The sequence below is a fragment of the uncultured Finegoldia sp. genome (assembly GCF_947252345.1).
Classification (GTDB): Bacteria; Bacillota; Clostridia; order Tissierellales; family Peptoniphilaceae; genus Finegoldia.
Genome location: NZ_CAMXVC010000013.1, coordinates 16695 through 43157, shown reverse-complemented (window position 1 = coordinate 43157; position 26463 = coordinate 16695). Strand labels below are relative to the sequence as shown.

The 26463-nt window shown below is 33.9% G+C and carries 26 protein-coding genes and 1 other annotated feature; of the genes, 13 read left to right on the top strand and 13 right to left on the bottom strand.

Going from position 1 to position 26463, the window contains the following annotated elements:
• Positions 1 to 152: 152 nt before the first annotated feature.
• Positions 153 to 1061: a DMT family transporter gene (locus Q0X02_RS03980; RefSeq protein ID WP_297811895.1), complete on the top strand. Its 909-nt coding sequence runs from the start codon at positions 153 to 155 to the stop codon at positions 1059 to 1061.
• 12 nt (positions 1062 to 1073) lie between these two features.
• Here Q0X02_RS03980 and Q0X02_RS03975 read toward each other — a convergent pair whose 3' ends face one another.
• Positions 1074 to 2693, bottom strand: a complete 1620-nt coding sequence (locus tag Q0X02_RS03975) for an ABC transporter ATP-binding protein (RefSeq protein WP_297811892.1) — start codon at positions 2691 to 2693, stop codon at positions 1074 to 1076.
• A gap of 131 nt (positions 2694 to 2824) precedes the next feature.
• Between Q0X02_RS03975 and scfA the strand changes: the two genes are divergently transcribed.
• From scfA to Q0X02_RS03945, 6 genes are all read left to right on the top strand, one after another.
• Positions 2825 to 2974, top strand: a complete 150-nt coding sequence (gene scfA / locus Q0X02_RS03970; protein ID WP_002835215.1) for a six-cysteine ranthipeptide SCIFF — start codon at positions 2825 to 2827, stop codon at positions 2972 to 2974.
• Between the two features lie 152 nt (positions 2975 to 3126).
• Positions 3127 to 4485, top strand: a complete 1359-nt coding sequence (scfB, locus tag Q0X02_RS03965; RefSeq protein WP_297811890.1) for a thioether cross-link-forming SCIFF peptide maturase — start codon at positions 3127 to 3129, stop codon at positions 4483 to 4485.
• Positions 4478 to 5722 carry an aminotransferase class V-fold PLP-dependent enzyme gene (locus Q0X02_RS03960; RefSeq protein WP_297811887.1) on the top strand — a complete coding sequence of 415 codons (1245 nt, stop codon included), beginning with the start codon at positions 4478 to 4480 and terminating at the stop codon, positions 5720 to 5722. The genes scfB and Q0X02_RS03960 overlap by 8 nt, the downstream gene beginning before the upstream one ends.
• A 60-nt stretch (positions 5723 to 5782) precedes the next feature.
• Positions 5783 to 6139 carry a GntR family transcriptional regulator gene (locus Q0X02_RS03955; RefSeq protein WP_297811884.1) on the top strand — a complete coding sequence of 119 codons (357 nt, stop codon included), beginning with the start codon at positions 5783 to 5785 and terminating at the stop codon, positions 6137 to 6139.
• Positions 6136 to 6840, top strand: a complete 705-nt coding sequence (locus Q0X02_RS03950; RefSeq protein WP_297811878.1) for an ABC transporter ATP-binding protein — start codon at positions 6136 to 6138, stop codon at positions 6838 to 6840. Before Q0X02_RS03955 ends, Q0X02_RS03950 begins: the two co-directional genes overlap by 4 nt.
• The gene (locus tag Q0X02_RS03945) at positions 6833 to 7669 is read left to right on the top strand and encodes an antibiotic ABC transporter permease (RefSeq protein WP_297811876.1); all 837 of its coding nucleotides are present in this window, start codon (positions 6833 to 6835) and stop codon (positions 7667 to 7669) included. The genes Q0X02_RS03950 and Q0X02_RS03945 overlap by 8 nt, the downstream gene beginning before the upstream one ends.
• 30 nt (positions 7670 to 7699) lie before the next feature.
• Here the strand turns inward: Q0X02_RS03945 and Q0X02_RS03940 are convergent, their stop codons facing one another.
• The 6 genes from Q0X02_RS03940 to pfkB all read right to left on the bottom strand — a co-directional run bounded on the left by Q0X02_RS03940 (position 7700) and on the right by pfkB (position 14353).
• On the bottom strand, positions 7700 to 8251 hold the full coding sequence (locus tag Q0X02_RS03940) for a chromate transporter (protein WP_297811873.1): 552 nt from the start codon (positions 8249 to 8251) through the stop codon (positions 7700 to 7702).
• The gene (locus Q0X02_RS03935) at positions 8238 to 8801 is read right to left on the bottom strand and encodes a chromate transporter (protein ID WP_297811870.1); all 564 of its coding nucleotides are present in this window, start codon (positions 8799 to 8801) and stop codon (positions 8238 to 8240) included. The genes Q0X02_RS03940 and Q0X02_RS03935 overlap by 14 nt, the downstream gene beginning before the upstream one ends.
• Before the next feature lie 88 nt (positions 8802 to 8889).
• Positions 8890 to 10248 carry a branched-chain amino acid transport system II carrier protein gene (gene brnQ / locus Q0X02_RS03930; RefSeq protein ID WP_297811868.1) on the bottom strand — a complete coding sequence of 453 codons (1359 nt, stop codon included), beginning with the start codon at positions 10246 to 10248 and terminating at the stop codon, positions 8890 to 8892.
• A gap of 49 nt (positions 10249 to 10297) precedes the next feature.
• Positions 10298 to 10527, bottom strand: a binding site (T-box leader).
• Between the two features lie 130 nt (positions 10528 to 10657).
• Positions 10658 to 11524 carry a class II fructose-1,6-bisphosphate aldolase gene (fba, locus tag Q0X02_RS03925; RefSeq protein WP_297811865.1) on the bottom strand — a complete coding sequence of 289 codons (867 nt, stop codon included), beginning with the start codon at positions 11522 to 11524 and terminating at the stop codon, positions 10658 to 10660.
• Positions 11525 to 11568: 44 nt separating this feature from the next.
• Complete coding sequence (locus tag Q0X02_RS03920; protein ID WP_297811862.1) at positions 11569 to 13440, bottom strand: fructose-specific PTS transporter subunit EIIC; 1872 nt, start codon at positions 13438 to 13440, stop codon at positions 11569 to 11571.
• Positions 13430 to 14353, bottom strand: coding sequence for a 1-phosphofructokinase (gene pfkB / locus Q0X02_RS03915; RefSeq protein ID WP_297811859.1), 924 nt, complete (start codon positions 14351 to 14353; stop codon positions 13430 to 13432). The genes Q0X02_RS03920 and pfkB overlap by 11 nt, the downstream gene beginning before the upstream one ends.
• Before the next feature lie 70 nt (positions 14354 to 14423).
• On the opposite strand from pfkB, the gene Q0X02_RS03910 reads away from it, so the two are divergent.
• Positions 14424 to 15062: a nucleoside triphosphate pyrophosphatase gene (locus tag Q0X02_RS03910; RefSeq protein ID WP_297811855.1), complete on the top strand. Its 639-nt coding sequence runs from the start codon at positions 14424 to 14426 to the stop codon at positions 15060 to 15062.
• Here the strand turns inward: Q0X02_RS03910 and Q0X02_RS03905 are convergent.
• Entirely contained in the window at positions 15059 to 16165 is a 1107-nt protein-coding gene (locus Q0X02_RS03905; protein WP_297811852.1) for a hypothetical protein, read from the bottom strand. The two genes, Q0X02_RS03910 and Q0X02_RS03905, sit on opposite strands and share 4 nt — an antisense overlap.
• 62 nt (positions 16166 to 16227) lie before the next feature.
• On the opposite strand from Q0X02_RS03905, the gene Q0X02_RS03900 reads away from it, so the two are divergent.
• The gene (locus tag Q0X02_RS03900; protein ID WP_297811849.1) at positions 16228 to 16665 is read left to right on the top strand and encodes a DUF523 domain-containing protein; all 438 of its coding nucleotides are present in this window, start codon (positions 16228 to 16230) and stop codon (positions 16663 to 16665) included.
• A gap of 234 nt (positions 16666 to 16899) precedes the next feature.
• Here the strand turns inward: Q0X02_RS03900 and Q0X02_RS03895 are convergent, their stop codons facing one another.
• The 5 genes from Q0X02_RS03895 to Q0X02_RS03875 all read right to left on the bottom strand — a co-directional run bounded on the left by Q0X02_RS03895 (position 16900) and on the right by Q0X02_RS03875 (position 21874).
• Positions 16900 to 17925, bottom strand: a complete 1026-nt coding sequence (locus tag Q0X02_RS03895) for a YeiH family protein (protein WP_297811846.1) — start codon at positions 17923 to 17925, stop codon at positions 16900 to 16902.
• Positions 17926 to 18025: 100 nt separating this feature from the next.
• Entirely contained in the window at positions 18026 to 19567 is a 1542-nt protein-coding gene (locus Q0X02_RS03890; protein ID WP_297811843.1) for an ABC transporter ATP-binding protein, read from the bottom strand.
• A gap of 59 nt (positions 19568 to 19626) precedes the next feature.
• The gene (lipA, locus tag Q0X02_RS03885) at positions 19627 to 20490 is read right to left on the bottom strand and encodes a lipoyl synthase (protein ID WP_297811840.1); all 864 of its coding nucleotides are present in this window, start codon (positions 20488 to 20490) and stop codon (positions 19627 to 19629) included.
• Positions 20483 to 21445, bottom strand: coding sequence for a lipoate--protein ligase (locus tag Q0X02_RS03880; protein WP_297811837.1), 963 nt, complete (start codon positions 21443 to 21445; stop codon positions 20483 to 20485). The genes lipA and Q0X02_RS03880 overlap by 8 nt, the downstream gene beginning before the upstream one ends.
• A 9-nt stretch (positions 21446 to 21454) precedes the next feature.
• Positions 21455 to 21874 carry a PPC domain-containing DNA-binding protein gene (locus Q0X02_RS03875; protein WP_297811834.1) on the bottom strand — a complete coding sequence of 140 codons (420 nt, stop codon included), beginning with the start codon at positions 21872 to 21874 and terminating at the stop codon, positions 21455 to 21457.
• Between the two features lie 150 nt (positions 21875 to 22024).
• Here Q0X02_RS03875 and Q0X02_RS03870 point away from each other — a divergent pair, with 150 nt between their 5' ends.
• From Q0X02_RS03870 to rlmD, 4 genes are all read left to right on the top strand, one after another.
• A complete protein-coding gene (locus Q0X02_RS03870; RefSeq protein ID WP_297811832.1) occupies positions 22025 to 22495 on the top strand; it encodes an acyl-CoA thioesterase in 471 nt (156 codons plus the stop codon).
• Positions 22492 to 24744, top strand: a complete 2253-nt coding sequence (locus tag Q0X02_RS03865; protein WP_297811829.1) for an ATP-dependent DNA helicase — start codon at positions 22492 to 22494, stop codon at positions 24742 to 24744. The genes Q0X02_RS03870 and Q0X02_RS03865 overlap by 4 nt, the downstream gene beginning before the upstream one ends.
• A 76-nt stretch (positions 24745 to 24820) precedes the next feature.
• Positions 24821 to 25081, top strand: a complete 261-nt coding sequence (locus Q0X02_RS03860) for a kinase to dihydroxyacetone kinase (protein WP_297811826.1) — start codon at positions 24821 to 24823, stop codon at positions 25079 to 25081.
• On the top strand, positions 25081 to 26418 hold the full coding sequence (rlmD, locus tag Q0X02_RS03855) for a 23S rRNA (uracil(1939)-C(5))-methyltransferase RlmD (protein WP_297811823.1): 1338 nt from the start codon (positions 25081 to 25083) through the stop codon (positions 26416 to 26418). The genes Q0X02_RS03860 and rlmD overlap by 1 nt, the downstream gene beginning before the upstream one ends.
• Positions 26419 to 26463: the final 45 nt, after the last annotated feature.

The following is a 26463-nucleotide window of genomic DNA, read 5'->3' as shown; positions in this document are numbered from 1 at the left end:
CAGGTGGTTTTTTGTTTCGCTCACTTCGTTCGCTCAACACACTTAAGTGCACAACCAAAATCTGCCTTTCAATTGGCAGATTTTTTTGTAAAAATTTGAAATTTTAATTCTACATTGTTTTATGATATCATTTATTAATACGGAGGTAATAAATGAATAACAGAACTAAAGGTATTATAGCAATACTACTTTCAGCATTTGGATTTGCACTTATGAATTTATTTATACCACTTGCTGGAGATTTGCCAACTATTCAAAAAAGTTTCTTCAGAAATTTGGTTGCTTTTTTGGTGGCATTTGCACTTTTATTGAAATCAGATAAAAAAGAAAAAGTACACGAACTTCACGATATAAAATCAATCCCTTGGAGGCCATTGATTTTGAGGGCAGGATTTGGGACAATTGGAATTTTTTGTAATTATTACGCTTTGGATACTCTTTTTATTTCCGATGCGTCAGTCCTCAACAAACTAGCTCCCTTTGCGACGTTGATTTTGTCGTGGATTTTCCTCAAAGAAGAGCTAAAAAAAGAACACATCATTTCGATTTTAATAGCATTTGTAGGGGTTTTATTCGTCGTAAAACCGACACTAAAAATCCACGAAATTTTCCCATATTTAATAGGAATTTTGGGTGGAATTTCTGCAGGCGGTGCCTATACTTGCGTAAGAAAATTGAACAATCTCGGAGTTAACAGTTCTTTTATCGTGGCGTTCTTCTCGGGATTTTCGTGTTTGGTTTGTGTCCCATATATGATATTTAATTTTGTTCCAATGAATACAGCGTCAATCCTTGCCCTCATCGGCGTCGGATTTGCGGCTCTTATCGGACAATTTGGAATTACATTGGCTTACAAGTTTGCCCCAGCCTCGGAAATATCGGTGTTTGATTATTCGACGATAATTTTCACGGGATTGTTCGGATTTTTATTCTTGCATCAAATCCCAGATTATTTAAGTATAATCGGCTATGTGTTAATATTCAGCGGAGCATTGATTAACTTTTTAAACAATAGAAGAAAACAAAGAATGATAATAAATGAAAAAATTGCACGAGGTTAGTCGTGCAATTTTTTACATTGTAACTGGTACTAATTTCCCGTCTTCTAATTTTAAAATACAATCACTCATTTCAATGGCTTTACTTGTCAAATGATGTGTGATTGCTATTACTGTCAAGTCCTTTTTCGAAAGTATACATTCTTCAACGATATCCACGCTATTTTTATCCAATGAGGATGTTGATTCGTCTAATAATATACAGTCGAAGTTTTCGTTGAGAAGTCTTGCAATGGCTATACGTTGTTTTTCTCCACCTGAGATAGATTTGTCTTCGCTGGAAATTACAGTGTCCATTCCTTTTGGTTTGGAATTAATCAAAGCATTCAATCCAAGTTGTTCGATGATTGTGTCATCTACAGGTTCGTTGTCAAACAAGGATATATTGTCCTTAATGCTGGCTGTGAATATTCCAGTGTCTTGCGTTGCAAATCCAATCTTAGAATAATACGTGCTATCTATAATATCCAAAATATTTTTATTGTTAAGCTGAACTTCTCCCTCTGTTGCAATTTCTTGTTTTTGCAATAATTTAAATATGGTCGATTTACCCGTTCCACTTTCTCCAATAATAATGTATTTTTTGCCTTTTTCAAATGTAAAATCCAAATTTTTCAATACGTATTTGTCGCTTGTTGGATATTTGAACGAAATATTGTTTAATTTCAAATTACTAAATTCAAATTCATCTTCTACTTCAACAGGTTGTTCTTCTTCGATGAAATTCATAACTTTGTTTTGGACAGGCTTTGATGATTTGAAACTTGTCATTATATCTGTGAAATTCAACAACGGTCCTGTCACATAAGCCATCAATTGACTGGATTCTATTACTTGACCGATGGTTATTCTATCCTTAAACACTAGCCAAATTCCGACCAACATACAACCCAAATACATTGCCAACGAACTAGCAAATGATAAAACGTAAATAGTTTTGCTCAAAGTTTCCTTGGTATTCGATGCGTTACGATATTCAATGGATTTATCTCGGTTGATTTTTTGAAAAATAATTTCTCTTTTGAAAAACTTAATCAAATTGAAATTGTTCACAAATTCTTGCAAACTCGACGTGTATTCATTTCTAATGTTCATAAGTTCTTCTTGTCTTTTTTCGATTAATTTTTCGAAAATAAATGGCACTGCTAGTTGCACCACAGAAAATATTATTATTGTGACTGCCATTATTATGTCGATTTTGACAAGCAAAACTAAAGATATTACGAAATTTAGAATTTCATGATAAGAAGACACCATATTTTTGAAATAATCCATCTTCAAATCTTCCAAATCATTCAAAAACATTGATATATAATATCCGCTATTCTGTTTAGATATTTTGATGAGAGATTCGTCTGTTATGTTGTTGAACAAATCATTTCTAACATTAAATATACAATTGTTCGTAAGTTCTACTGTGCTTTTTCGATATAATAAATCGGAAATACTTGCAAAAATTATGTACAGCACAGAAATCAGAATTAATCTGGGCAAAAGTTGTTCTTGTCCACTAGTTCCTGCATCAGTTATAATTCTCAAAAGTGATGCCAATCCAATGTCAAATCCAACGGCAATCGGCGCTGTAAAAAGTGTTAAGTAGAATAATTTTTTGTTTTGTGTGATATATTTGAACATTTTGCTCTCCCCTTTTTAATTAATATATCATCAATTTTATTTTTATTCAATATTTTTTTTGATTATCCATTTCAAATTTTATTTCCACATTTTTTTCGATTTTGTGATATAATAACTTTGAGGTGAATATTATGGAAAAACATATTAAAACTTTGACACCTAACACTTTGAAAGAATCAGCTTGCAAAGGTGGTTGTGGTGAATGTCAAACATCTTGCCAATCAGCTTGCAAAACTTCTTGCACAGTTGCTAACCAAGAATGCGAAAACGAAAATAGATAATCTTGTTTACATAATGATTTTGAACTCATTAGAGTACGAAAGTCAGCTATGAGATTATTAAACAAACGCCACTCTTTCGAGTGGTTTTCGTTTTTTATTGACTTAATTCGGAATTTTCTATAAAATAGTACGGTAGCTGAAAGGAGAATTATATGATACATAAATACAAAATGAATGGTCACAACATTGTTTTGGATGTAAACGGTGGAAGTGTCCATGTTTTTGACGACATAAGTTACGATGTACTTGATTATTACAAAAATTTGAGTGCAGATGAGATAGTGGAAAAATTACCTCAATACCCTGAAGAATCTGTCAGAGATTCTATCAATGAAATTGGAGAATTGGAAAAGGCTAATATGCTTTTTTCATCGGATGATTATCTTCACATTGAAGATTTCAAAAAGAGAGAACCTGTGCTAAAGGCGATGTGCCTTCACGTTGTTCACGATTGCAACTTGAAGTGCGAATATTGTTTCGCTTCACAAGGAGATTTCGGCGGGCACAAAGCTTATATGACTGAAGAAGTCGGCAAGAAAGCTTTGAAATATTTGGTGGACAACAGCGGTTCGAGAAAATTCTTGGAAGTTGATTTCTTCGGTGGAGAGCCTTTAATGGATTTCGAGCTTGTAAAAAAATTAGTAAAATACGGCAACGAAATAGCCGATGAAAAAGGTAAGAAATTCAGATTCACAATCACTACTAACGGCGTTTTGTTGGACGACAAGAAAATTGATTTTATCAACGAAAATATGCACAATGTCGTTCTCAGTCTTGACGGTAGAAAATCTGTCAACGATAATATGAGAAAAACTTTGAACGACAAGGGTTCTTATGATATTATCGTTCCAAAGATGCAAAAACTCATCAAAGGTAGGAAAGGAAAGTACTATTACGTAAGGGGTACTTTCACTAAGAAGAATTTGGATTTTTCAGAAGATGTGAAACACTTCAAGGATTTGGGATTTGAATTGTCGAGTATCGAACCCGTTGTAGACAGTGATTATGATGATTACGCTATTACTAAGGAAGATTTGGACACTGTTTTAAATGAATACGAAAAATTAGCTGTGTGTTATGCAAAAGACCAAGTCAATGGTTCAAACTTCAAATTCTTCCATTTTATGGTCGATTTGACTCAAGGTCCTTGTGTAATTAAAAGAATGCAAGGTTGCGGAGCAGGTTGCGAATACGTTGCGGTGACACCAGAGGGAGATATCTATCCTTGTCACCAATTTGTCGGCAACGAAAAGTTCAAAATGGGCAATATTTTAGATGAAAATTTGACTTTACCAGAAGATATGCGTCAAGAATTTTTGCATTGCCATGTATTTACAAAAGACGATTGCAAAAATTGCTGGTGCAAATTCTACTGTTCAGGTGGTTGCCATGCAAATGCGTACAATTTTAACCACGACATTTACAAACCATACGAGTTGGGATGTGCAATGCAAAAGAAACGTACCGAATGTGCGATTATGGTAGAAGTGGAGAAAATGTTGAATGCGTAGTTTGTATGATAATCTTGTAAATAGAAATGAAAAAGTTAGCTTTCATATGCCTGGTCACAAGGGCAAAAAAATAAATGAAATCAGCGATTTTCTTGAAAATATTTTAAAGATTGATGTGACGGAATTATCCGATACGGATGATTTGTACCATGCAAATAATATTATAGCTGAGGGCAGGGATAATCTTGCCCTTTTTTCGCATGCAAAAAAATCAATGTATCTTGTCAATGGCTCAACGTCTGGAATAATAGCAAGTATAATGAGCGTATTAAATGAAAATGATAAAATTCTGGTTGAGAAAAATTGCCACAAATCTGTCATCAACGGCGTTCGACTCGCTCGTGGAAAGTCCGTGGAGATAGACTGCGATGGTGTATGTGAGCAAGATGTTTTGGTAGGAAATTTAAAAAAAGATTCCTCCATCAAAGCCGTTCTCATCACTCGCCCCAATTATTATGGGATTTATCAGCCAATCGACAAGCTTGTAGCTTATTGTCACGAGAAAAATATCACGATAATCGTCGACGAAGCTCACGGAACGCATTTCGCCTTGGACTTTTTCGACGAAAATGCAATGCAATTGGGTTGTGATATTTCCATCAATTCATATCACAAAACAATGCCTGCATTCACGCAAACTGCTGCGATTAATTTCAACTGCGATGATGAATTGATAGATAAAACTATAAGCAATCTTCAAATGATTATGACATCTTCCCCGTCGTATATTTTTATGAGTTCAATTGAATTTGCGATTGATTACTGCAGTGAGAACGAAAATAAATATTCTGAATTAAAGGAGACAATTAAATGGTTTTACAAAGAGATTGAAGGCTTGGACTATATCAAAAAATCCCCCATTCAGAAAAACTGCAAGAGGGATTTTACAAGGATTGTGCTTGAATGCGACAATCCTAGCGATGTCAATGAACATTTGATAAGAAATGGAATTTATATTGAGATGTTCGACGACAAAAACCTCGTATTGATTTCAACGATTGCCGATGAGAAAAAAGATTTCGAAATCTTGCTGGAAGCCCTTCGTTCATATAAAAAATCAGACTCTACAAAAATATACAAAACGTACGATTATTTGCTAAACAAAAAAATCTACAACGACATCGTGATTTATCCACCAGGAAAGATTTTCGCTAAGAAAAACTCTACGATTAACCAAGAACAAGTCGATGAATTAAATAAATTATCTTCAAAAAAAGTAAATATTTTATTAAAATAACTTGACTTTTAAATTGTAGCGGTGTATTATTTATATAGAACAGACGAGAAAGGAGCAAAAATGCAATTTGATAATAACAAGCCCATTTACATTCAAATTGTAGATTATTTTAAGTACAAAATAATCAGAAAAGAATTGAAAACCTCTGACAAGATTCCTTCTGTAAGAGAGACAGCTAAGGAATTGGATGTCAATCCCAACACTGTTCAGCGCGCTTATCAAGAATTAGAATCATTGGGAGTGACAATGAGCAAAAGAGGCCTAGGTTCATTTGTAGATGTAGATGAGGATAAATTAAAAAAATTGAGGACTGACGTCGCACTAGAATTAGTAGACGATTTCTTGAACGAAATGTATCAAACGAACATTCCAAAAGATAAAATAATAGAACTTATTGATGAAAGGTGGAAAAAATGAGCGTACTTGAAATAAAAAACCTGACGAAAAACTACGGCAGCAAGCAAGCATTAAAAGATGTTTCATTTACAGCTGAAAAGGGAGAGGTTATTGGTTTATTGGGACCAAATGGTTCTGGCAAATCAACTTTAATAAAAATAATTGCGGGGATTATCAAAAAATTTGAAGGCGAAGTTACGATTGACTCGCAAAAAGTTGATTACAAAACAAAAGAATTTGTAAGTTATCTTCCCGACAGATTTTTCCTAGACCCCAATCTGTCCATTTTGCAAACTCAATCCCTATTCGAAGATTTTTACTCGGATTTTGACAGCAAAAAATTTTCCAAATTCATAATGCAAATGCAATTGGAAAAGAAAATGAAGATTGGCGATTTGTCAAAAGGAATGACCGAAAAATTGAATTTGGCACTCGTGTTGTCGCGTCATGCTAAGCTTTTCATCATTGACGAGCCAATCGCAGGAGTTGACCCGGTTGCTCGTGAACAGATTTTGGATGCAATAATTGACAACATTGACCCTGACTCCACTCTTGTAATTACTACTCACTTGGTTAGGGATATCGAGAGAATTTTCGACAGAGTAATTATGCTCAACAGAGGTTCTGTGGAATTAGACGACAGCGTTGAAAATCTGAGAAGACAGTACAATTGCAGCATAGAAGACATATATAAACAAATATTCGGAGGTAAACATGCTTAAATTATTAAAACACGATTTAAAAAACAACATTAAATTATGCTTAATATCTCTATTTGTTGGATTGTTTGGAAATAGCATCTTGTACTTGTTATTCAAAAATTCATTAATCAATAGACCCGACCGACTTGGTTTTGTAGAAATGCTTTTACTTCTTTTGTGTTGCTTGGCAGTATTCGGAAGTTTCTTGGCATTGACTGTACAAATTGTCATGATTTTTAGACGCGATTACTATTCCGACAGGGGATATTTGATGTTCACTCTTCCAGTTAAAAGCAACGACATAATATTGAGCAAGATTTTATTTGCACTTATTTGGACAGTTATATTTGCGATATCATTCACGTTGATAAACTTTTTGGGAATGTATTTTGTCGGTGAATCGAAATTCTTAGAAATTATTAAATTGGCGCTTGACAATGCGTACTTTACTGTTTCTCCATTTACGTTTATAATTTTGACTGTAAGCTTTATTGCAAATTCATTTATTGGATATATTGTAATGTATTTTTCCATAGTTGCCACAAAATCATTGTTCCCATCTAATCGAACTGGTTACTCATGGATTATAATTATGATTGTAATTAATGTGGTTATATCACTAATCGACCAAGAAATATTCACAAGATTCCCTTACCTTATTTCTTATGTAGGTAAAGGAATTGTAAATGCCAGCGAATTAATAACGCTGAAACATTCAGATACAATTACAATGAACACATTCACAAAATTGATGGGAATACCTATTTCAAGCATTATTATTTGGATATTGACAGGACTTGGATTATACCAAGCGTCGATAAAAATGATGGACAATTCAATAGATATTTAAACGACAAAAAGCCTCATATTGAGGCTTTTTTTAAATTACAAATTGATATATAAGTCCAAGCGTTGCACAAACTCCGATTATTTTAATGATAGAAGCTTTTTTATAATACATTACAAATCCAACAACAAATGAAATAACCGCAATAATATTGATATTTGTCGAATTGAATTTGCCATTAAACACTGCCGATTCGAACAAATCTATAAATGCAATGAATATCAATGCTGCAACTGCGGGTTTGATACCTTTTAATATATAATCCAAAAACTTTAATTCTTTTCCGGAGAAAATCAACTTAGACAATGGAAGTAGAATTAATAGCGCTGGAAACACCAAACCTGTTGTAGCAACTACAGCTCCCAACACAGAAGCTATTTTCATTCCAACAAATGTCGCGGAATTTATAGCTATTGGTCCTGGAGTCATTTGAGAAATCGTAAGTACATCTGTCAATTCTCTAAGACTAATCCATTGATTTTCATTTACGACAAAATTTGTGATAAGAGGAAGCGTTGCATATCCCCCACCAAAAGCAAATAATCCAACTTTGAAAAATACCCAAAATAATTTAATCAAAATCATATTTGCCACCTACAATCTTTGAATACATTACTCCTATACAAGCACACGCAAGTAAAATTATCGCAACGTTTATGTTAAATACAAATTCCATTACAAATGCTAAAATCATTATTCCAATTCCAAGTGCTCTGTCTTTTTTCAAGTTTGATTTTGCCAAATCAACAACAGTTAAAAGTAATATCGCACTGATTGCTCCACTCATACTAATAAGCATCATATTGATAAATGGATTATCGTGAATTTTGTTGTAAATCAAACTTACAATCGAAATAATAACCAAACAAGGAATAGTCGCAGCCAATACACTTGCAATTGCTCCTTTTGTTTTGTTTATCCTGTATCCCAATAAAATTGATGTGTTAATTGCCATCGCCCCAGGGCAGCTTTGTGCAAGTGCAATTATTTTCATCATCTCGTCGTCGTCAATTATTTTTTTTCTTTTAACGAACTCATCTCTAATTATAGGTACTATTGTGTATCCACCACCAAATGTTACGGCGTTGATTTTCAGTAAAGTTTTAAATAAGTCAATATTTTTCAAAATTATCACCTATCTAATATTATCCTATACACCATAAATTTTTTCAAACAAAAAGCATAATCCCACAAAAAAGATTATGCTTTTTGAATTTATTATTTTATTGATTTTCTGTTTCTAATTTCAAATCTTTGTTTTTTTCCGATAAAGTTTTAACCAAAACACAACCTACAAACATTGTGAAAAATGCTGGTATAACCCAAACCAATCCTTCTTGGTATAGTGGCAAGCTGTTCAAGAAATTATTCACTGCTCCTGTTCTTACGTTGTTTTGTTCAAGAGTATTTACAACTGTGCTAAATACACTCACAAAAACTGTAACGTAAGCTGTCCATTTGTAAACTGCTGTCGATTTGTTAAACATATTTTCACTTAATGACAATACTATCAACATCAAACTTACAGGATAAACTGCTGACAATACTGGTACAGATAATTTTAATATCGTGTTCAATCCAAAATTGGCTACAACAAGCGCTGTCAAAGTCCACAATGTCACCCATTTTTTGTACGTCATTTTGTTTGTCAATTCGTAGAAATATTGGCTAACTGAAGTTATAAGTCCTATACAAGTTGTCAAACAAGCCAATGTGAATATTGACGCCAATAAAACAGCTCCGAACGAACCAAATGTGTAATTAGTTACTTTTGTCAATATTTCAGCTCCGTTAGTTGTTTTAGGGAATAATCCTGCAGTTGAATATCCAACAAATGATAATATAGCGTAAACAACTAATAAAAATGTTCCTGCAACAAGTCCGCCTTTTATTGTGTAAGATAATACCTCTTTTTCTTCGTTAACATTCATCGCTTTTATCGCCAAGCTTATTACCAATCCAAAGTTAAGCGCTGCGATAGTATCCATTGTGTTGTATCCTTCCAAGAATCCTTTTATATGAGGTGCGTTCATATATGCTTCTGTTGGTTTTAGTGGCATATTAACGCCTTTGAATATAACTCCAACGAATAATAATCCTATTAGTGTCAACAAACAAGGTGTTAAAAATTTTCCTGAACGAGTTACTATTTTTTTAGGACTCAATGACAACCAATATGCAACTGAGAAGAACACAACCGTGTATAAAAATCTTGCCATGTTCACGTTAAATGATTCTGGCAAATATGGCATAAACGCCATTTCAAATGGTAGTGTTGCCGCTCTTGGTATTCCAAGGCCAGGACCTATTGATAAGTATATTAGCATAGGAAATATCAATGCAAAAACAGATGAAACTTTACGCGATAAATTGGTAAGACCTTTTGTTCTCGCAACACTCAATACTCCTAAAATAGGAAATACAACCGCTGTAACACAGAAAAACAATAAACTAACAACAACCTTTCCTCCCGATAATTTGCCCAACATTGGAGGGAATATTAAATTTCCAGCTCCAAAAAACATCCCGAACAGCATCAAACTTACTGTCAACATTTCCGATTTCGTTAAACTTCTTTTCATTTTATCCTCCTAAAATATACAATAAAAAAATCCTCTATCTTCTTAAAAGATAAAGGACGAATCATCGCGGTACCACCTTTGTTCCTATGTATAAACATAGACACTTAGTATATCAATCAATATACGGTTTTTATAACGTTGTACCACAACGTGCACACTTACTAGTTTCAGTATGCCAGTTACAGAAGATGATTTTCATAATGATATTTACGCTGTTTCTCACCACACAACAGCTCTCTGAATTAAATGATTCACTATTACTCTTTCTTCAACTTTTGAATTAATATAATAATATATTAAACTTTATTTTTTCTTTTGTCAAGCGTTTTTTATATTTTTTTATTTTTTTTATTGTTTTACACAAAAAAACCGAATCTACACACTTAGACTCGGTTTTTGTTTTATTATTTTAGTTTGCTTTGTCGATTGAGCCAAAAATTTCCATTTTTTCTTTTACTTTCTTTTTGATTGCTTCGTATCCTGGTTTCAAAACTTTTCTAGGATCGAATCCTTTCTTTTCTTTGTCCTTATTTTCTTCAAAATATTTTCTAGTTTCTTCGGTAAAAACTATTTGGCATTCTGTGTTAACATTTATTTTTGAAACTCCAAGGCTTATCGCTTTTTTTATCATATCAGTTGGAATGCCCGTTCCTCCGTGAAGAACAAGTGGCATTTCTCCGATTTCATTTTTGATTTCTGCAAGGGCGTTGAAGTCTAATCCTTTCCAATTGTCTGGGTAAACTCCGTGAATATTTCCTATTCCCGCTGCCAAGAAATCTATTCCCAATTCGGAAATTCTTCTGCACTCGTTTTTGTCGGCGATTTCTCCTTGGCCAATTACACCATCTTCTTCGCCACCGATAGCTCCGACTTCTGCTTCTACGCTGATTCCTTTCGAGTGAGCGAGTTCAACTATTTCTTTTGTTTTTTCGATGTTTTCATCTATTGGGTATTTTGAACCGTCAAACATTACAGATGTAAATCCAGCTTCGATACATTTTTTCGCACCTTCAAATGAGCCGTGATCTAAGTGAATTGCAACGGGAACAGTTATGTTCAATTCTTCAATCATTCCTTTAACCATTCCTACAACTGTTTTGTATCCGCCCATATATTTTCCTGCACCTTCGCTAACTCCCAAAATGACCGGTGAATTATTTTCTTGTGCCGTTTCTAGTATCGCCTTTGTCCATTCTAAATTGTTGATGTTAAAATGACCTATTGCGTATTTTCCTTTTAAAGCATCTTTTAACATTTTATCCGCTGCTACTAACATGATTTCCTCCTTGAAAATTACTACTTTACATTAATATTATAACATTATTGTGCTTTTTGTTTCCACAAACCGTAAATTACCGCCGAGACAATTGAACCTATCGCAACTGATAGGACAAAAAACATCGCCTTATCTACTGATTCCATTGCCGGAAGAATGAAAACCCCTCCGTGAGGAGCTGGAGATTTTACTTCAAATAGTTGTGTGAGTCCTCCCGCAATTGCGCTTCCTATCACTGATGATACGATTACTCTTAGAGGGTCTTTTGCCGCAAATGGAATCGCACCTTCTGTGATAAACGATGCTCCTAAAATGTAATTTGTTATCGCAGATTTTCTTTCTTTTTCATCAAATTTATTTTTGAAAATACTTGCTGCGATTGCAATTGCAAGTGGTGCGACCATTCCACCTGCCATTGTCGCCGCCATAAACGCTCCGTTGCCTGTGTCAGTAAACACTCCGATTGAGAAAGTATAGCTTGCTTTGTTGACAGGTCCTCCCATATCCACACTCATCATCGCTCCGAGCAACGCGCCAAGTAGTATAGAATTCGTCGTTCCCATATTTGCCAAGAATCCATTGATTGATTTGTTTATCACAGTGAACACAGGTGATATTACAAAAATCATAGCCAACGATGTTATCAGCAATCCAAACACCGGAAAAATCAACATTGGTTTGGTTCCTTCTAGTGATTTTGGAAGATTTTTTGTTATATTTTTCAAGAAAATAATCACATATCCTGCCAAAAATCCTCCTATCAATCCTCCCAAAAATCCTGCGCCTTGACCTGCAATGTATCCTGCAACCATTCCTGGCATCAACGCAGGTCTATCACCTATGCTCATCGCAATGTATCCTGCTAAAATTGGAATCAAAAATCCGAACGCAGCTTTTCCGCCTACTGAGAATAAATTGTAGATTGGAGATGTGTTCGAGAAAAATCTCTCTACTAAGAATGACAACGCCAATAAAATCCCGCCGCCAACAACAAATGGCAACATATGACTAACTCCGTTCATTATGTCTTGGTACAATTTTGATTTCCAATTTGTTATTTCTTTTTCTTCTTGTTTTGTATCTTCTATTTTTTTGCTGTATATGTTTGCTTTTCCATCCACGATTTTTTGAATCAACTCTTGTGGTTTTCTAATCGCATCCGATACAGGACATTCAATGACTTTTTTGCCGTTAAATCTGTCTGTTTCGACTTTTCTATCCGCTGAAATTATAATTCCAGTTGCTTTTTCAATGTCATCATTCGTTATTTTATTTTTAATTCCATCTGAACCATTCGTCTCAACTTTGATTGTTACATTCATTTTCTTGGCTTGTTCTACCAACGCTTCTTCTGCCATATAAGTGTGGGCAATGCCAGTTGGACAAGCTGTAACAGCCAAAATGTAAGGTTTCTCCGTGTAAATTGAGCTCGTTTGAACAGGAGCTGTTTTCTTTTCAAAATCGTCAGAATAATCATCAATCGTCTTGTAAACATCGTCAGGCGATTCGCTATTTTTTAATCTATCTATAAATCCTTCTTTTAACAAAAGTTTCGACAATTTCGCCAACGTTTCGATGTGCATTTGGTTTTGGCCTTCAGTTGCTGCAATCATAAAAAATATATACGTGTCCTCACCATCAAGCGCTTCATAATCCACACCAGTTGTGCTTCTTGCGAACACAATCGCTGGTTTGTTGACGGCGTTTGTCTTCGCGTGAGGCATAGCAACGCCCTCTCCAAGACCTGTCGAGCATTCCAATTCTCTTTTCATTATTTCTTCTCTGAATTTCATAACATCATTTATGATATCTTCCTCGTACAGTTTTTCAACCATTTCGTCGATGACATCTTTTTTTGTAGTAGATTTCAGATTCATAATCATAAGATTTCTCATCAGCAAATCTTTAATTTCCATTATTTTCCCCCATATTTATAACTTTTAATTCATTGAAAATCTCATCTATCAAATTTTTTTCTCCCACATCGTATGAGAAAACCGTCGCAGTCGCACTGGCGACAGCCATTTTAAAACAATCCTCCTCATTCATTTTATTCAAATACGCATAGATAAATCCCGCCACCATACTGTCACCAGCACCTACGCTGTTTATGACGTTTTTCTTTATTGCCGGAATAAAAAAAGAATTGCTATCGCTTACAAATATCGCACCTTCACTTCCCAATGAACAAATGACAAATTCAGCTTTTGGAATCATCGTCGATTTTATATATGAGATTATCTCGTTTTTCGATGAAAATTTATCTCCGTAAATTTCTTCCAACTCGGCTTTGTTTGGCTTTAGCAAAAGCGGATTATATTCCAAACTTTCAAGCAAAACATCGCCCGTAGTATCCAAAGTAAATTTGGTTTTTTCGGAAAGTTTTTTTATCATATCAATGTAAATATATTTGTCCATATTTTTAGCTACAGAGCCCGAAAAAGCTACAATTCCTCCTTCGATTCCGGATAATTTTGTGTAAAAATCATTGAGCTCATCTGTTGAAATCTCAGGTCCCTGTGCATTTATTTCAGTTTCACAACTTGTTTTTAATTTTACGTTTATTCTGTTGTCCGATTTTATTTTCGTAAAATCGTGATGAATTTTTAGTTCATCCAGTAATTTTTCCATGTATTCACCTGTAAATCCTCCCAAAAATCCCAAATTAATAGAATCAACTCCGAGATTTTTTAGAAGTTTACTCACCATAATTCCCTTGCCGCCCACATACATTTCTGTTGCGTTCGCTCTATTCGTTTCGTTTGAATTGAAATCGTCCAATCTCATAATGTAATCGATTGAAGGATTCAATGTCACTGTATATATCATATAATCACCAAATTATATATACCCAATTGACACATTTATAAAAAGATAGGACAATATATTTGGTGATATTATGAAATACGTTAAAAATGTAAATAAGATTGGAAAATTAGAAAGCACAGACAAAGTTGTTTTGGTGAGCAAATCTCCACGAAGACATCAATTGTTGAAAAATATCTGTGAATTTGAGTCAAGAACCTCAGACATCGACGAGCGATTGATTGAACGCCAATCTTATGAAAAATACAAAAGCCTAGAAATTTTCGAGAAGCTCGCACTAACTTGTTGCGAAATCTCAAAAGCAAAAATCTCTGCAATAGATTTGGAAGGCAACACATTGTACATTTCTTCTGATACTATTGTCATAAATGACGGAAAAATTTTGAACAAGCCTAAAGATTACAACGAGGCAGTTCAAATGCTCGAATCCTATCTCGGAAAAGTTCACACAGTTGTGACATCTGTCTGTTTGAAAACAAAAACATACGAGGAGCTTTTCTACACTTTTAGCAATGTAAAATTTGCTTCTAAAACAGAAAAAAATTTAGAACTCATCAAAACTTACATCGATGAAAAAAATGTCTATGACAAAGCTGGTGCATACGGAATACAAGAGATAAACCCTTGTCTAATTGAATACATCGAGGGCGATTTGAACACAATAATAGGTCTTCCAGTTTGCGAAATAAACAAAAGACTCAACCTATGTTAATCTCTTAGATTGAGTCTTTCTTCCCATGTATTTCTCTGTTCAACGATAAAATCTTTTGTCATCTGGTCTAATTTCATTTTATTTATCAATTTGTCAAATCTTTCTCTGTCAATTATCTCGTATTTTCTGTACTCTTGAAAGCGTTCTAATTTAAATACTGCTACCTTTTCTTTTTTTCTATCTTCATAGTAAACGCCGTAACTTTTTTTCGCCCTAGAGAACATATAAATATTCACATAATCCTTGATTTCTTTGTGTACCATAAGTGTTCCGGGAATCAACTTGCAGAACAAATCTTTTTTCTTCTTTTCAATTATAGCTTTTTCTATTTTTTTCTTTTTCTTAAATTCTCCTATGGATTTTATCGAATTACTCGTAGCTTGATTGATAATGTTCTTGAACAAATCTGGATTTAACTTCACGGATGCCGAAATATCAGCATAATAACTTTTGTTGTACGCATTAACTTTTTTCACATTATCATTGCCTTTCAATTTTTCCAAAAAAATCGGATATGCGTAGATGTCATTCTTGAAACTAGAATACACGTAGAACAATTTGTCTCCATCAGAAACAATGTCGCCCTTATCAAGATTGAATTTTCTATTCATCTTTATTGCTCTGCTGTTGTTGTTTTTTCTTATCGTAAGTATTTTTTCCAATCTATCCAAATCAGAATCGTTCGGTCTTTGGAAAAACCATCTCAAATTTCGAATTGGAACGTACTTTGCCTTTGACAAATTATAAAAGGAATTGGTCCAAGCGTCGATTTTTTTTCCATTCACAAAGCAATCTTCATTGATGGATTTGTAAATGCCAAAGTATTTGTAATTTGTCAAACATTTTGGCTTGATATGACTTGACGGATATCCAACCAAAAAGCCGTCTATCTTCTTGACAATGATGTACGGTCTTTGTTCGTGACCAGGCTTGACATCGTACAAGCTCGAATCACTCATCGGCATCTCACAAAAAATCACATCGCCGATTTTTGCATTGTCGAAAATTTCTTTTTGTTGCTCGGTGTATACGTGACCAGTTTTGATTACCTGAACAAATCTTTTAAATTTTCTTTTTATGATAAATTTAATTCTATAAAACATAATTTTCTTCTCCTGCGTCTATTATAACAAAAACAAATGATATAATTAAACAGGAGGTTAATATGGAAAATATTTTAATCAGTGCTTGCCTTTTGGGAATAAATTGCAAGTACAACGCAGAAAATAATAAATTAAATGAAGAAATAATAAATTCGTTAAAAGAAAAATACAATTTAATTCCTTTTTGCCCAGAAATTTTAGGAGGAATGCCGACTCCGAGAAATCCCGTCGAGATAAGAAACGGTTCGGTTGTAGATTACGATGGACAACACTACACAGATAAATTTGTAAAGGGTTCAGAAGAATCTCTCAAACTCGCAGAATTATTCAAAATAAAAACAGCTATTTTGAAGGAAAAATCTCCTTCATGTGGCTCAAACTACATATACGACGGAAATTTCACTGGCAAAAAAATAAAAGGGATGGGAATAACCGCTAAGAAATTTTTTGAAAACGAAATAAAGTTGTTTTCTGAAGAAAATATAAAAATATTACTATAAAATATTAATCTTTTACTATTTGTCGATTTTTTTCTATTTGATAATAATTTTTAGTTGACAAATCATAATAAGGGTGTATAATGATAATAGATATCAATTTATATCAAACAAACCCCTTGTAAGATAAAATTGTACTTAAAATCACGGCTCCCCCTAAAGCCGTGATTTTTTTTTGCGAAATTTTTTTAATTTTTTATAAAAAAATAAAGCTATGTTTTCACATAGCCTTATGAGTTAAATTAATCCCATAGCAAATTGCATCACGATTGATACAATTGTTATTCCAATCCAGCAACAAAATCCCATAAAAATTGGTTTGCCGCCTGTTTTTACAAGTTTTATTATATCCGTTTTGAATCCTATCGCAGCCATAGCCATTACTATGAAAAATTTGGACAATTCTTTAAGTGGATTGAAAACTTTTGAATCAACTCCGAATTTCACGCAAACAGTTGTGATTATGCTCGCCAAAATGAAATACAAAATAAACATAGGAAAAACTTGATTCAAACTAATTTTTTCTGTTTTTTCTTTGTGTTTCGTTCTCAAATAAGATAACACCAATGTTATCGGGATAATCGCCAACGTCCTAGTCAATTTTACTGTAACTGCTTTATCGAGTGTTTGAACTCCCAAGTTATATAGTCCATCCCACGTTGCAGCTGCCGCTGTTACAGAAGATGTATCGTTGACTGCAGTTCCAGCAAAAATTCCAAAAGCCTCTCCTGAATGAGTCGAAAATCCTATCACGCTTCCGAGCAACGGAAAAATCAAAGCTGCCAACACGTTAAAGAAAAATATTACAGAAATTGCCTGAGCAACATCTTCATCGTCGGCTTCAATAACTGGCGCAGTTGCAGCTATTGCCGAGCCACCACAAATAGATGAGCCAACCCCGACCAATATTGAAATATTTTTTGAAATATTCATCTTTTTCGACAAAAAATAAGATATTACCAACGATGTGGATATCGTAAGCAAAATTATCGGCAGTGATTGCTTTCCAGTTTTCATAACAACTGCCAAATTCATTCCAAATCCCAACAAAATAACGGCGTATTGCAAAATTTTCTTAGATGCAAATTTGATTCCATCGTTAAATTGTGTTTTGTCTTTAATTATGTAGCCTACAATTATTCCCGCTACAATTGCCAAAACCGCTCCACCAATTATGGGAAACATCTTTCCAAGAAAATGGCAGGGAATTGCAATCGCAAGAGTTAACAATAGACCCTTATAATTTTTATTTAACCAATTCATAATTCCTCCAAATTTTTTAAAATTACTTATATATTTTAACTCAAATTTAAAATAAGTAAAAGAAAAACACCACGAAAAATTTCCGCGATGTTTTAAAAAATTATTCCTGTACCAATAAATAATCATTGTCGATGCTATCCAAGTGCATCACTTTGTCGAACTTTCCCTTTAATGAATTATCAACTTCTTTTGCACAGTAGATACATCCTTTAAATCTCGTTAGAAAATCTTCGAGGAGAATATTTCCAGTTGATTCGTCCAAATTATCAAACAAATTGAAAACCATATTAAAATCCGAATTTTGGTTTATAATTCTCTTGTATCTTATGAGATTTTTGTCTCTTTCTTGGTAGTCTGAATATCTTTGTTTCGATTCTAATTCTTCATCAAAAATATGAGACAATACAGAGACTTTTTCATCTGCAAATGAATTGAACAGAGTGACGTTGTTTTTGAATGTCGTGTCGAAAATATACGATTCATCGTAAGTCACTAGCAAGTTTTGTGTCAAATCATATCCACCTATCGGCTTTCCATTTACTAGCATTTCCCCGCTCTGTGGAGTCAAACTCTGATTGAATGCTTTTGCCAGCAAATTTATAACTTCATCGTTGTCGCAAATAATCAAGTATTTCTTGTCAGTGTAAAAAGTGTAATTGACTTTTAATTTGATGTTCGATGAATATAATTTTACATCTTGAAACTCTATGTCCTTCAAATTTTCGATAGCTTTATTTGATTTTTCTTGTTTGCCGAGAACTTCTTCCATTTCAAAAATCTTAGGGTCAGCTTGAACAATCATCGATCTTTCTTTTACAAGCTTTTTAATCAAATGATACAAAAGAATTATTGAACTCAAAAGAATTATGACTTCTCCTGTGTTGCTCGTCTTTTCTTCAACTATAAAAATCAAACTGCATATAAAATACACGCTCATAAAAAACAAATTCAAATTGTATTTTATAAGCTCTTCTTTGTCCAATTCGACGACTTTTTCTGAGATATCTTCAATCAATTTGCTGTGAACAACTTCCAACGCACGATTTGCCTTAGAATTTATTACCTTCTTCGAACTCAACATATCTTCAAGAAAATAAACGTATCTTTTTCTCAAGTTCGATGTGTTAACTTTTTTGTCCATTATGGATTTATCGAGTTTTTCATTGATTAAACTAAAAATCAACACGCCAACTGCCAACACGCTGACGCAAATAAAATCAACCGTAAATCCAACTGCAAGTATCACGGAAATCAATGCGATGATATGCGATACTGATTCCAAAGTTGGAATAACATAATATTCCTTCAAATAAATGGATGTCGATGTTATATCATTTGAAAAGACTTTTTCTTTTTCTTCTATCTCCGAAAAATTCTGCGAGATGACATTGTGGAACAAATCTTTTTTCAAATCTTCAACAAAAATCACCCCCATATTGTAAATTATTCTGTCTTTCACATAGTTAAATGCTGTAAACAAAATCAAAAACAATCCAATTAACAAAACCATAGGAATTTTGTTTTCGGATTCAAATAATTTTTTTGTAAAAAATATTGCAGCGGCAAGGCTTGTTGAAAACAAAATTGTCGCTAAGATTTGCAACAACAAATTTAACTTTTCTTTCAATATGTATTTACTCATAACTAACCTTTCAATAATTACAAGAATAGAGCAAATGCTCTATTCTTGTATTACTCGTATTACTCCTCTACTTTTTCTTTCAATGACCTAAATACATTGCCCGCATTGTAAGAGCTTCTTACGAATGGGCCACTCTCAACGTGCTTAATTCCGATTGACTCTCCGTACGCCTTGAACTCGTCAAATTCATCTGGGCTGACGTAGCGATCGAGTTTTGCGTGATTTAATGTCGGCATTAAATACTGACCAATCGTAACTATATCAACTTGCAATTCGTTCAACTTGTCTAGCATTTGATGAACTTCTTCGTTTGTCTCGCCAAGTCCAACCATAAATCCAGATTTTGTAATAAGTCCTCTTTCTTTTGCATATCTCAAAACCTCGAACGAGTTATCAAGATTTCCCTGTGGTCTCATCGCCTTGAAAATGGAACGGACAGTTTCTACGTTATGATTCAAAACATCCGGTCTCTCATCGAATACAATATCTAACAATTCATGCTTTGCATGCATATCCGGAATCAAAACTTCAACCAATGTATTCTCGTTGTACTTTCTAATTTCTTTGATGACATTTTTAAATTGAGTTGCGCCTTCATCTTTCAAATCGTCTCTGTCGACCGAAGTAATAACTGCGTATTTCAAACCCAATTTTTGAACAACTTTTGCAACATTTTCAGGCTCTTTTTCGTCAACTTTTCTTCCACAACCAGTTTGAACGTTGCAATATCTGCAGTTTCTTGTGCAAATATCTCCCAAAATCATAAATGTCGCCGTACGTGATTCGTAACATTTCATTCTGTTAGGGCAATTTGCTTCCTTGCAGACAGTGTTCAATTCAAATCCATCGACTAAACTTTCAACCTCGTGAAGGTTTTGGCTACCTTCAATTTTTATTCTCATCCATTTTGGTTTTCTAATCAAATATATCACCTAAAAATACTTTCTCATCCATTCCCACAATATAGTGTGAAATATCCACATCTTTTAGTACATCGTGGAATCCATCGATAGTCATACTTTTTCCAACAAATAATTTACAAAATTCCGATACATCCTTGTTGGAGAAAAAATCACCTTCGATTTTAAAACTTTCAATCACGTTATCTTTGATGTTGTAACTGTACTCCACAACTCCAAATTTGTGTTTCCTCTCGTAGTTTGCAGTAGCTTCTCCTTTTGAATAGATGAAATCTTCGTTTTTAAACAAATCAATATATCCATCAACTTCTTTTTTTTCTTCATCATTCAAAACATATTCTTCAAGATTGTTGTCCTCAATAATTCCATTTTTGATTGTGTTGAAAAACTCATCATAATCCATATCAATCATATCGCTAATCGTCGTTATTCTAGATTCGACAGATTTTATGGCTTTTCCTTCGAATTTAACTTTGGAAGGAGTCAAAGAGTTCATCATTTTTTCAACTCCAATGTCAAAAAGAATTGTACCGTGATGAACAACCATACTGTTTTTCATATACTGTGCATTACCGCTTATTTTTTTGCCATTTATCAAAATATCATTTCTTCCACTAAATTCAGGGTGCAAATTCATCTTTTTCATCTGATTGATAATCATATTGGCAAAATGTTTGAAGTCGTTTGCGTAGTTTTGACTTTCAATAAAAGTGTACTGCATATTTTTCTCGTCAGTGTAAATACATCCTCCGCCGGATAATCTTCTGACAAGTTTGATTCCATTTTCTTCTGCGTATTTTAAATTGACTTCCCTGTAAATATTTTGGTTTTTGCCAACTAAAATCGCATCTCTATTTCTCCACAAAATAAACACCGGAATATTGTGTTTTGCAAAGAAATACTCTACAGCAAAATTATAATATGGGTCAACTGCATCGTTGTTAAAATAATATTTCATAATACTCCTTTAGATATCGTACAAATTCAAACCAGTAATCGAATCTTTGAATCTGTCGACTTTTTCGTCAATTTTATTTATTATGATTTCACACGTCGCAGAGATTATCGCCTCGTTCAAATGTCCTCCATAAACATTCAAGTTTTCATCTGCAAATGTGATGTGCATATGCAAATAAGGTTGGTCATTCATTGTTGAAATATTTCCCAAAATGCTCGTGATTTCCATTTCACCTGTGAATGTTTTCTTGGTGTATTCTTGTTTTTTGACGCTGTACAATCCCACAGTTATATTATCACTGGCACCGATTCCAGAAATAGAACCATTTTTTAGTTGCAATTTTTCAACTAATTCGAATAGTTTTTCGACAACATCTTCGCCCTTTTCAATTCTGACTAAAACATTATCATAATATTCTCTGTATTTCAATTTAAACCCCCCTTAAACTCTATACAATTTAATTATACATTTAAATTGTGTTTGTTTCAATTTGAAAAAATTTTTCTGTGCTTTCGTTTTCATTTTTTGCAAAACAAAAATTTATATTATAATAGAATTACAAAAATAAAGGTGGAAAAAATGAAAACAAAACAAGAAACAAAAACTGTAATTAAATTTAGAGCCAATGGAGATATGGGAAATTTTTACGGCCTTCTTCACGGAGGAGAATTGTTCAAAATGATGGATACCGTTGCGGGTTTGTGTTCTAAGAGATTTTGTTCAAACAAAACTCTGACAAAAGCTGTGAACAATTTGACCTTCAATTCTCCTACCAACTTGGGAGAAATTGTAAAGATTACCGCGATAATCGATTACGTCGGCAAAACAAGTATGGAGTGTTTTGTTCGCGCAAAAGTTGAGGGGACGGATGTCATTAAAGCTTCTGGTTTTTTCACGATGGTGAGTGTAAACGAGGATGGAAATTCACAACCTGTCACAGAAAAAATGGAGTATGTCACTAAAGAGGATGAAATGTATCGTGACTTGGCAATTGAACGCAGGAAAATTTACAAAGAAGTAAATCTTCTTCAACAAAATTACAAGCTATGAAAAAAGAAATCAAACTTTCTGTCCACGATTTGGTTGAGTATTCGGAAAGAAGCGGAGATATCGACGATAGATTTACCGATACATTTGACAGAGCAAAAGAGGGACAGAAAATCCACAAGATGATTCAAAAAGAATACGATGTTGGTTTTCTCCCTGAGATAACTTTGAAAAACAAGACGCTGTACAAATCCGTAAATTACATTGTTGAAGGGAGGGCTGATGGAATCGGAATCAAAAATGGCAAGACTTTGATCGATGAAATCAAATCCACGACTCGTGAGCTGGAAGAATTGGAATACAATTCCAACAGATACCACTGGGCGCAGGTCAAATGCTACGGATATTTTTATGCCTTGGACAATGACTTGGAAGATATTGATTTGCAACTGACTTATTATCAAACTGACACCAAGCAAATAAAATTTATCAAGAAAAATTTCAGCTTTGAAGAATTGAAGGAGTTTTACTTTTCCTTACTGGAAAAATACTCTATGTTCACTGAAATCATAACAAAACATATGCTAAGTCGTGACGAATCGATTCAAAATTTGGCATTTCCATACCCCGCTTTCAGAGAAGGTCAACGATACCTCAGCCAAAATGTTTACTTTGCTATAAAGAAAAACGTGAATTTAATTGCAGAAGCCGCAACTGGAATTGGCAAAACCATTTCGACGATTTTCCCGTCCATCAAGGCTATGGGCGAAGATTTGACGGACAAGATTTTTTATTTGACGGCAAAATCAACTCTGAAAAAATCTTGTAACGACCAATTGTATTTGATGAAGCAAAAAGGTCTTGTCGTTAAATCCGTGGAAATAATAGCAAAAAACAAAGTTTGCATAAACAAAGAGGTGAAATGCAACCCTGATGATTGTGAGTTCGCAAAAGGTCACTACGACAGAGTGAACAATTGCATTATTGATATGCTAAAAAATGAGGATATAATCGTCGAGGAAATCATCAAGAAATACGCATTCAAATACAAAGTTTGCCCGTTGGAGTTGGAACTTGACTTATCGAACTTTTCGGATATTATTATTTGCGATTACAATTATGTTTTTGACCCTATTGTCGTGTTAAAAAGATTTTTCGAAATCCCCTATCTCAGAATGACTCTCTTAGTCGATGAGGCTCACAATTTGGTCAGCCGTGGACGTGATATGTACTCTTACGCTTTGAGTTTCAACCAAATTATGGATGCTTCGGACAGTTTGTCTCTTGAAAAAAACGAAAAAAACATCAAAAAAAATCTCAAAAAAATTGCCCAACAAATTTTTGATGAATCGATGAATGAAGATGTCACGACAGCTAGTTCTTTATCTATTGAATTGTTGGATTTATGCCTAAAAGCAAAGGAATCTATGCGCAAATTCTTGGTGGAAGATAAAGGCAAAAAATACTACGATAAAATCCTTGAAACTTATTTCGAATTGAATAAATTTTTGAAAATTTCAGATTACTACGATGATTCATTTGTCACTTTGATTAAAAAAGAAAACGACGACACAATTTACAACATTATGTGCTTAAACACTCACAATATTTTCAAACGCATTTTGAAAAAATGCAATTGCACCGTTTTTTTCTCTGCAACACTGTCTCCGATAAATTACTTCGCAGATGTTTTGGGAATGGATGAGTTCTACAATATCAGATTGGAGTCGCCATTTCCCAAGGAAAATTTGAAAGTTCACATTGTGAACATCTCCACCAGATTCAAAGACCGCAACGACACCAAATACAACATTGCAAGTGTTTTATCTACAATCAATAAAAAAAAGGGGAACAAATTGATTTTCTTTCCGTCTTACTCTTATTTGCAGACAATTTTTGACATTTGTGATTTCGATGTTTTGATTCAAGAAAAGACGCTAACCGAGATGGAAAGATTGGAATTTCTGTCGAGGTTTACTACAAATTCAAATATAATGGCTTTTTGCGTACTCGGTGGAGTGTTCAGCGAGGGCGTCGATTTGAGCGGCGACAGATTAAATACAGTTGCCGTGATTTCTGTCGGGCTACCTGGAATCAGCGTAGAAAATGATTTGATTAAAAAATATTTTGACGATAACGATAAAAACGGATTCGATTACGCTTACGTCTATCCCGGAATGAACAAAGTGCACCAAGCCGGAGGAAGACTTATCAGAACGGACACCGACACTGGTGAGTTGTTTTTGATTGACGATAGGTTTAACACGTATCCCTATCTTTCGCTTCTACCACGAAATTGGAAAAACGAGTAAAATTTTTGATAGATAATTTACAAATATGGTAAAATTAATTTAATCCCAATGGGAAATAAAAACGAAGGTGAAAATTATGTCAGAACAAATAGAATTTAAATTTGATACTCAATTATTAATAGCAGGAGAAAACTTATCTAGCGATACAATCAGCCAATACATTACTGAACATTTCAAAGGCGATTGTCTTTTGGTTGTCGGCGGAGATGATTTAATAAAAATCCACTTCCACACAAATGAACCTTGGCAAGTATTGGAATATGGTCAATCAATCGGAGATATTCACGATGTAATCGTAGAAAATATGCAAAGACAAGCTGATGGTCTGCAAGGATAATGAAAAGCACATTGACCTCAAAAATAGAATACAACATTTTTCCCAACAAAGGAATTTGCAACGTTGATGGAAAATTGTATTCTATAAAAAACACAATTGAAGGACAGACAATCTCTTTTTCAAAAAAAAGAAAAAAAAATGGATTTATCGAGGGGAAATTAGTAGAAAAAATCGACAACTCCCCTCTTGAAACCATCGAAGGTTGTCCTCCAAACGAAAAGTGCGGCGGATGTATCTATCAAAAACTAGAGTACGATGTGGAGTGCGATTTGAAGAAAAAAACACTCACAGAATTATACAAAGATATTTACGATGAGGATATTACTTTTCATCCATCCCCTATTTTACAAGGCTACAGAAACAAAATGGAATACACTTTTGGAGACCAATTCAAAGGCGGTCCACTTGTTTTGGGACTTCACACGAAAAACAGATTCTACGAAATAACAGACACCGTAGAATGCAATATAATTGATGATGGATTCAACAAGATAAGACAAGCTGTCCAACAATATTTTCGTGATAAAAATTACGAATTTTACAAAAAAATCAAACACACCGGACTCTTGCGTCATTTTATAATCAGAAAAAGTTTTTACAACGATGAATATATGATTAACTTGGTCACGACAAGTTCGAAATTTGACGTTGATGATTTTGTAGAATTTGCAAAGAAAATCGACGATAAAATCGTGTCTATTTATCACACAATCAACGACAACTGCTCTGACGCAGTAATTGTCGACAAATTAGAATTATTGTATGGCAAAGAATATCTTACAGAAAAAATAAATGGATTGGAATTTAGGATTTCTCCATTCTCATTCTTCCAACCAAATCCGGCACAAGCAGAGCAAATTTACAACAGAGCATTGGAATTGGCTGGCGATTTGTCGGGCAAAAACGTCTACGATTTGTATTGCGGAACTGGAACCATCGCACAAATATTTGCAAAAAAAGCTGAAAGCGTAATCGGAGTCGAAATAGTAGAAGAAGCAGTCGAAAAAGCACAAGAAAACGCAAAACTAAACGGATTGACTAACACAGAGTTCATCTGCGACGATTGCTTGAATTTTATGGAAAAAGTTGAAAAAAAAGACGTAGTAGTCCTCGACCCACCACGAGATGGCATTCACCCAAAAGCAATCGACAGATTAATCGACATCAATCCCGATAAATTCATCTACATCTCATGCAATCCGATAACGCAAAGAATGGATTTGGACAAATTTATCGAAAAAGGATATAAAATCAAGTCGTTGGAGTTCTTCGATCAATTTCCAAGAACTTACCACTGCGAAGCTGTTGTGTTGTTGGTGAAGAATAAAAAAAACTGAATGCGTGAAATCAATACATCCTTGATTTGATTAATCACATAAATA

Coding starts and splice junctions, on each gene's coding strand:
- scfA (WP_002835215.1), top strand. CDS start 2,825: ATGGAAAAACATATTAAAACTTTGACACCTAACACTTTGAAAGAATCA.
- Q0X02_RS03950 (WP_297811878.1), top strand. CDS start 6,136: ATGAGCGTACTTGAAATAAAAAACCTGACGAAAAACTACGGCAGCAAG.
- scfB (WP_297811890.1), top strand. CDS start 3,127: ATGATACATAAATACAAAATGAATGGTCACAACATTGTTTTGGATGTA.
- Q0X02_RS03960 (WP_297811887.1), top strand. CDS start 4,478: ATGCGTAGTTTGTATGATAATCTTGTAAATAGAAATGAAAAAGTTAGC.
- Q0X02_RS03890 (WP_297811843.1), bottom strand. CDS start 19,567: ATGAGTAAATACATATTGAAAGAAAAGTTAAATTTGTTGTTGCAAATC.
- pfkB (WP_297811859.1), bottom strand. CDS start 14,353: ATGATATATACAGTGACATTGAATCCTTCAATCGATTACATTATGAGA.
- Q0X02_RS03905 (WP_297811852.1), bottom strand. CDS start 16,165: ATGTTTTATAGAATTAAATTTATCATAAAAAGAAAATTTAAAAGATTT.
- Q0X02_RS03980 (WP_297811895.1), top strand. CDS start 153: ATGAATAACAGAACTAAAGGTATTATAGCAATACTACTTTCAGCATTT.
- Q0X02_RS03910 (WP_297811855.1), top strand. CDS start 14,424: ATGAAATACGTTAAAAATGTAAATAAGATTGGAAAATTAGAAAGCACA.
- Q0X02_RS03955 (WP_297811884.1), top strand. CDS start 5,783: ATGCAATTTGATAATAACAAGCCCATTTACATTCAAATTGTAGATTAT.
- rlmD (WP_297811823.1), top strand. CDS start 25,081: ATGAAAAGCACATTGACCTCAAAAATAGAATACAACATTTTTCCCAAC.
- Q0X02_RS03865 (WP_297811829.1), top strand. CDS start 22,492: ATGAAAAAAGAAATCAAACTTTCTGTCCACGATTTGGTTGAGTATTCG.
- Q0X02_RS03860 (WP_297811826.1), top strand. CDS start 24,821: ATGTCAGAACAAATAGAATTTAAATTTGATACTCAATTATTAATAGCA.
- Q0X02_RS03895 (WP_297811846.1), bottom strand. CDS start 17,925: ATGAATTGGTTAAATAAAAATTATAAGGGTCTATTGTTAACTCTTGCG.
- Q0X02_RS03880 (WP_297811837.1), bottom strand. CDS start 21,445: ATGAAATATTATTTTAACAACGATGCAGTTGACCCATATTATAATTTT.
- Q0X02_RS03920 (WP_297811862.1), bottom strand. CDS start 13,440: ATGGAAATTAAAGATTTGCTGATGAGAAATCTTATGATTATGAATCTG.
- Q0X02_RS03975 (WP_297811892.1), bottom strand. CDS start 2,693: ATGTTCAAATATATCACACAAAACAAAAAATTATTCTACTTAACACTT.
- Q0X02_RS03870 (WP_297811832.1), top strand. CDS start 22,025: ATGAAAACAAAACAAGAAACAAAAACTGTAATTAAATTTAGAGCCAAT.
- fba (WP_297811865.1), bottom strand. CDS start 11,524: ATGTTAGTAGCAGCGGATAAAATGTTAAAAGATGCTTTAAAAGGAAAA.
- Q0X02_RS03900 (WP_297811849.1), top strand. CDS start 16,228: ATGGAAAATATTTTAATCAGTGCTTGCCTTTTGGGAATAAATTGCAAG.
- Q0X02_RS03945 (WP_297811876.1), top strand. CDS start 6,833: ATGCTTAAATTATTAAAACACGATTTAAAAAACAACATTAAATTATGC.
- Q0X02_RS03940 (WP_297811873.1), bottom strand. CDS start 8,251: ATGATTTTGATTAAATTATTTTGGGTATTTTTCAAAGTTGGATTATTT.
- brnQ (WP_297811868.1), bottom strand. CDS start 10,248: ATGAAAAGAAGTTTAACGAAATCGGAAATGTTGACAGTAAGTTTGATG.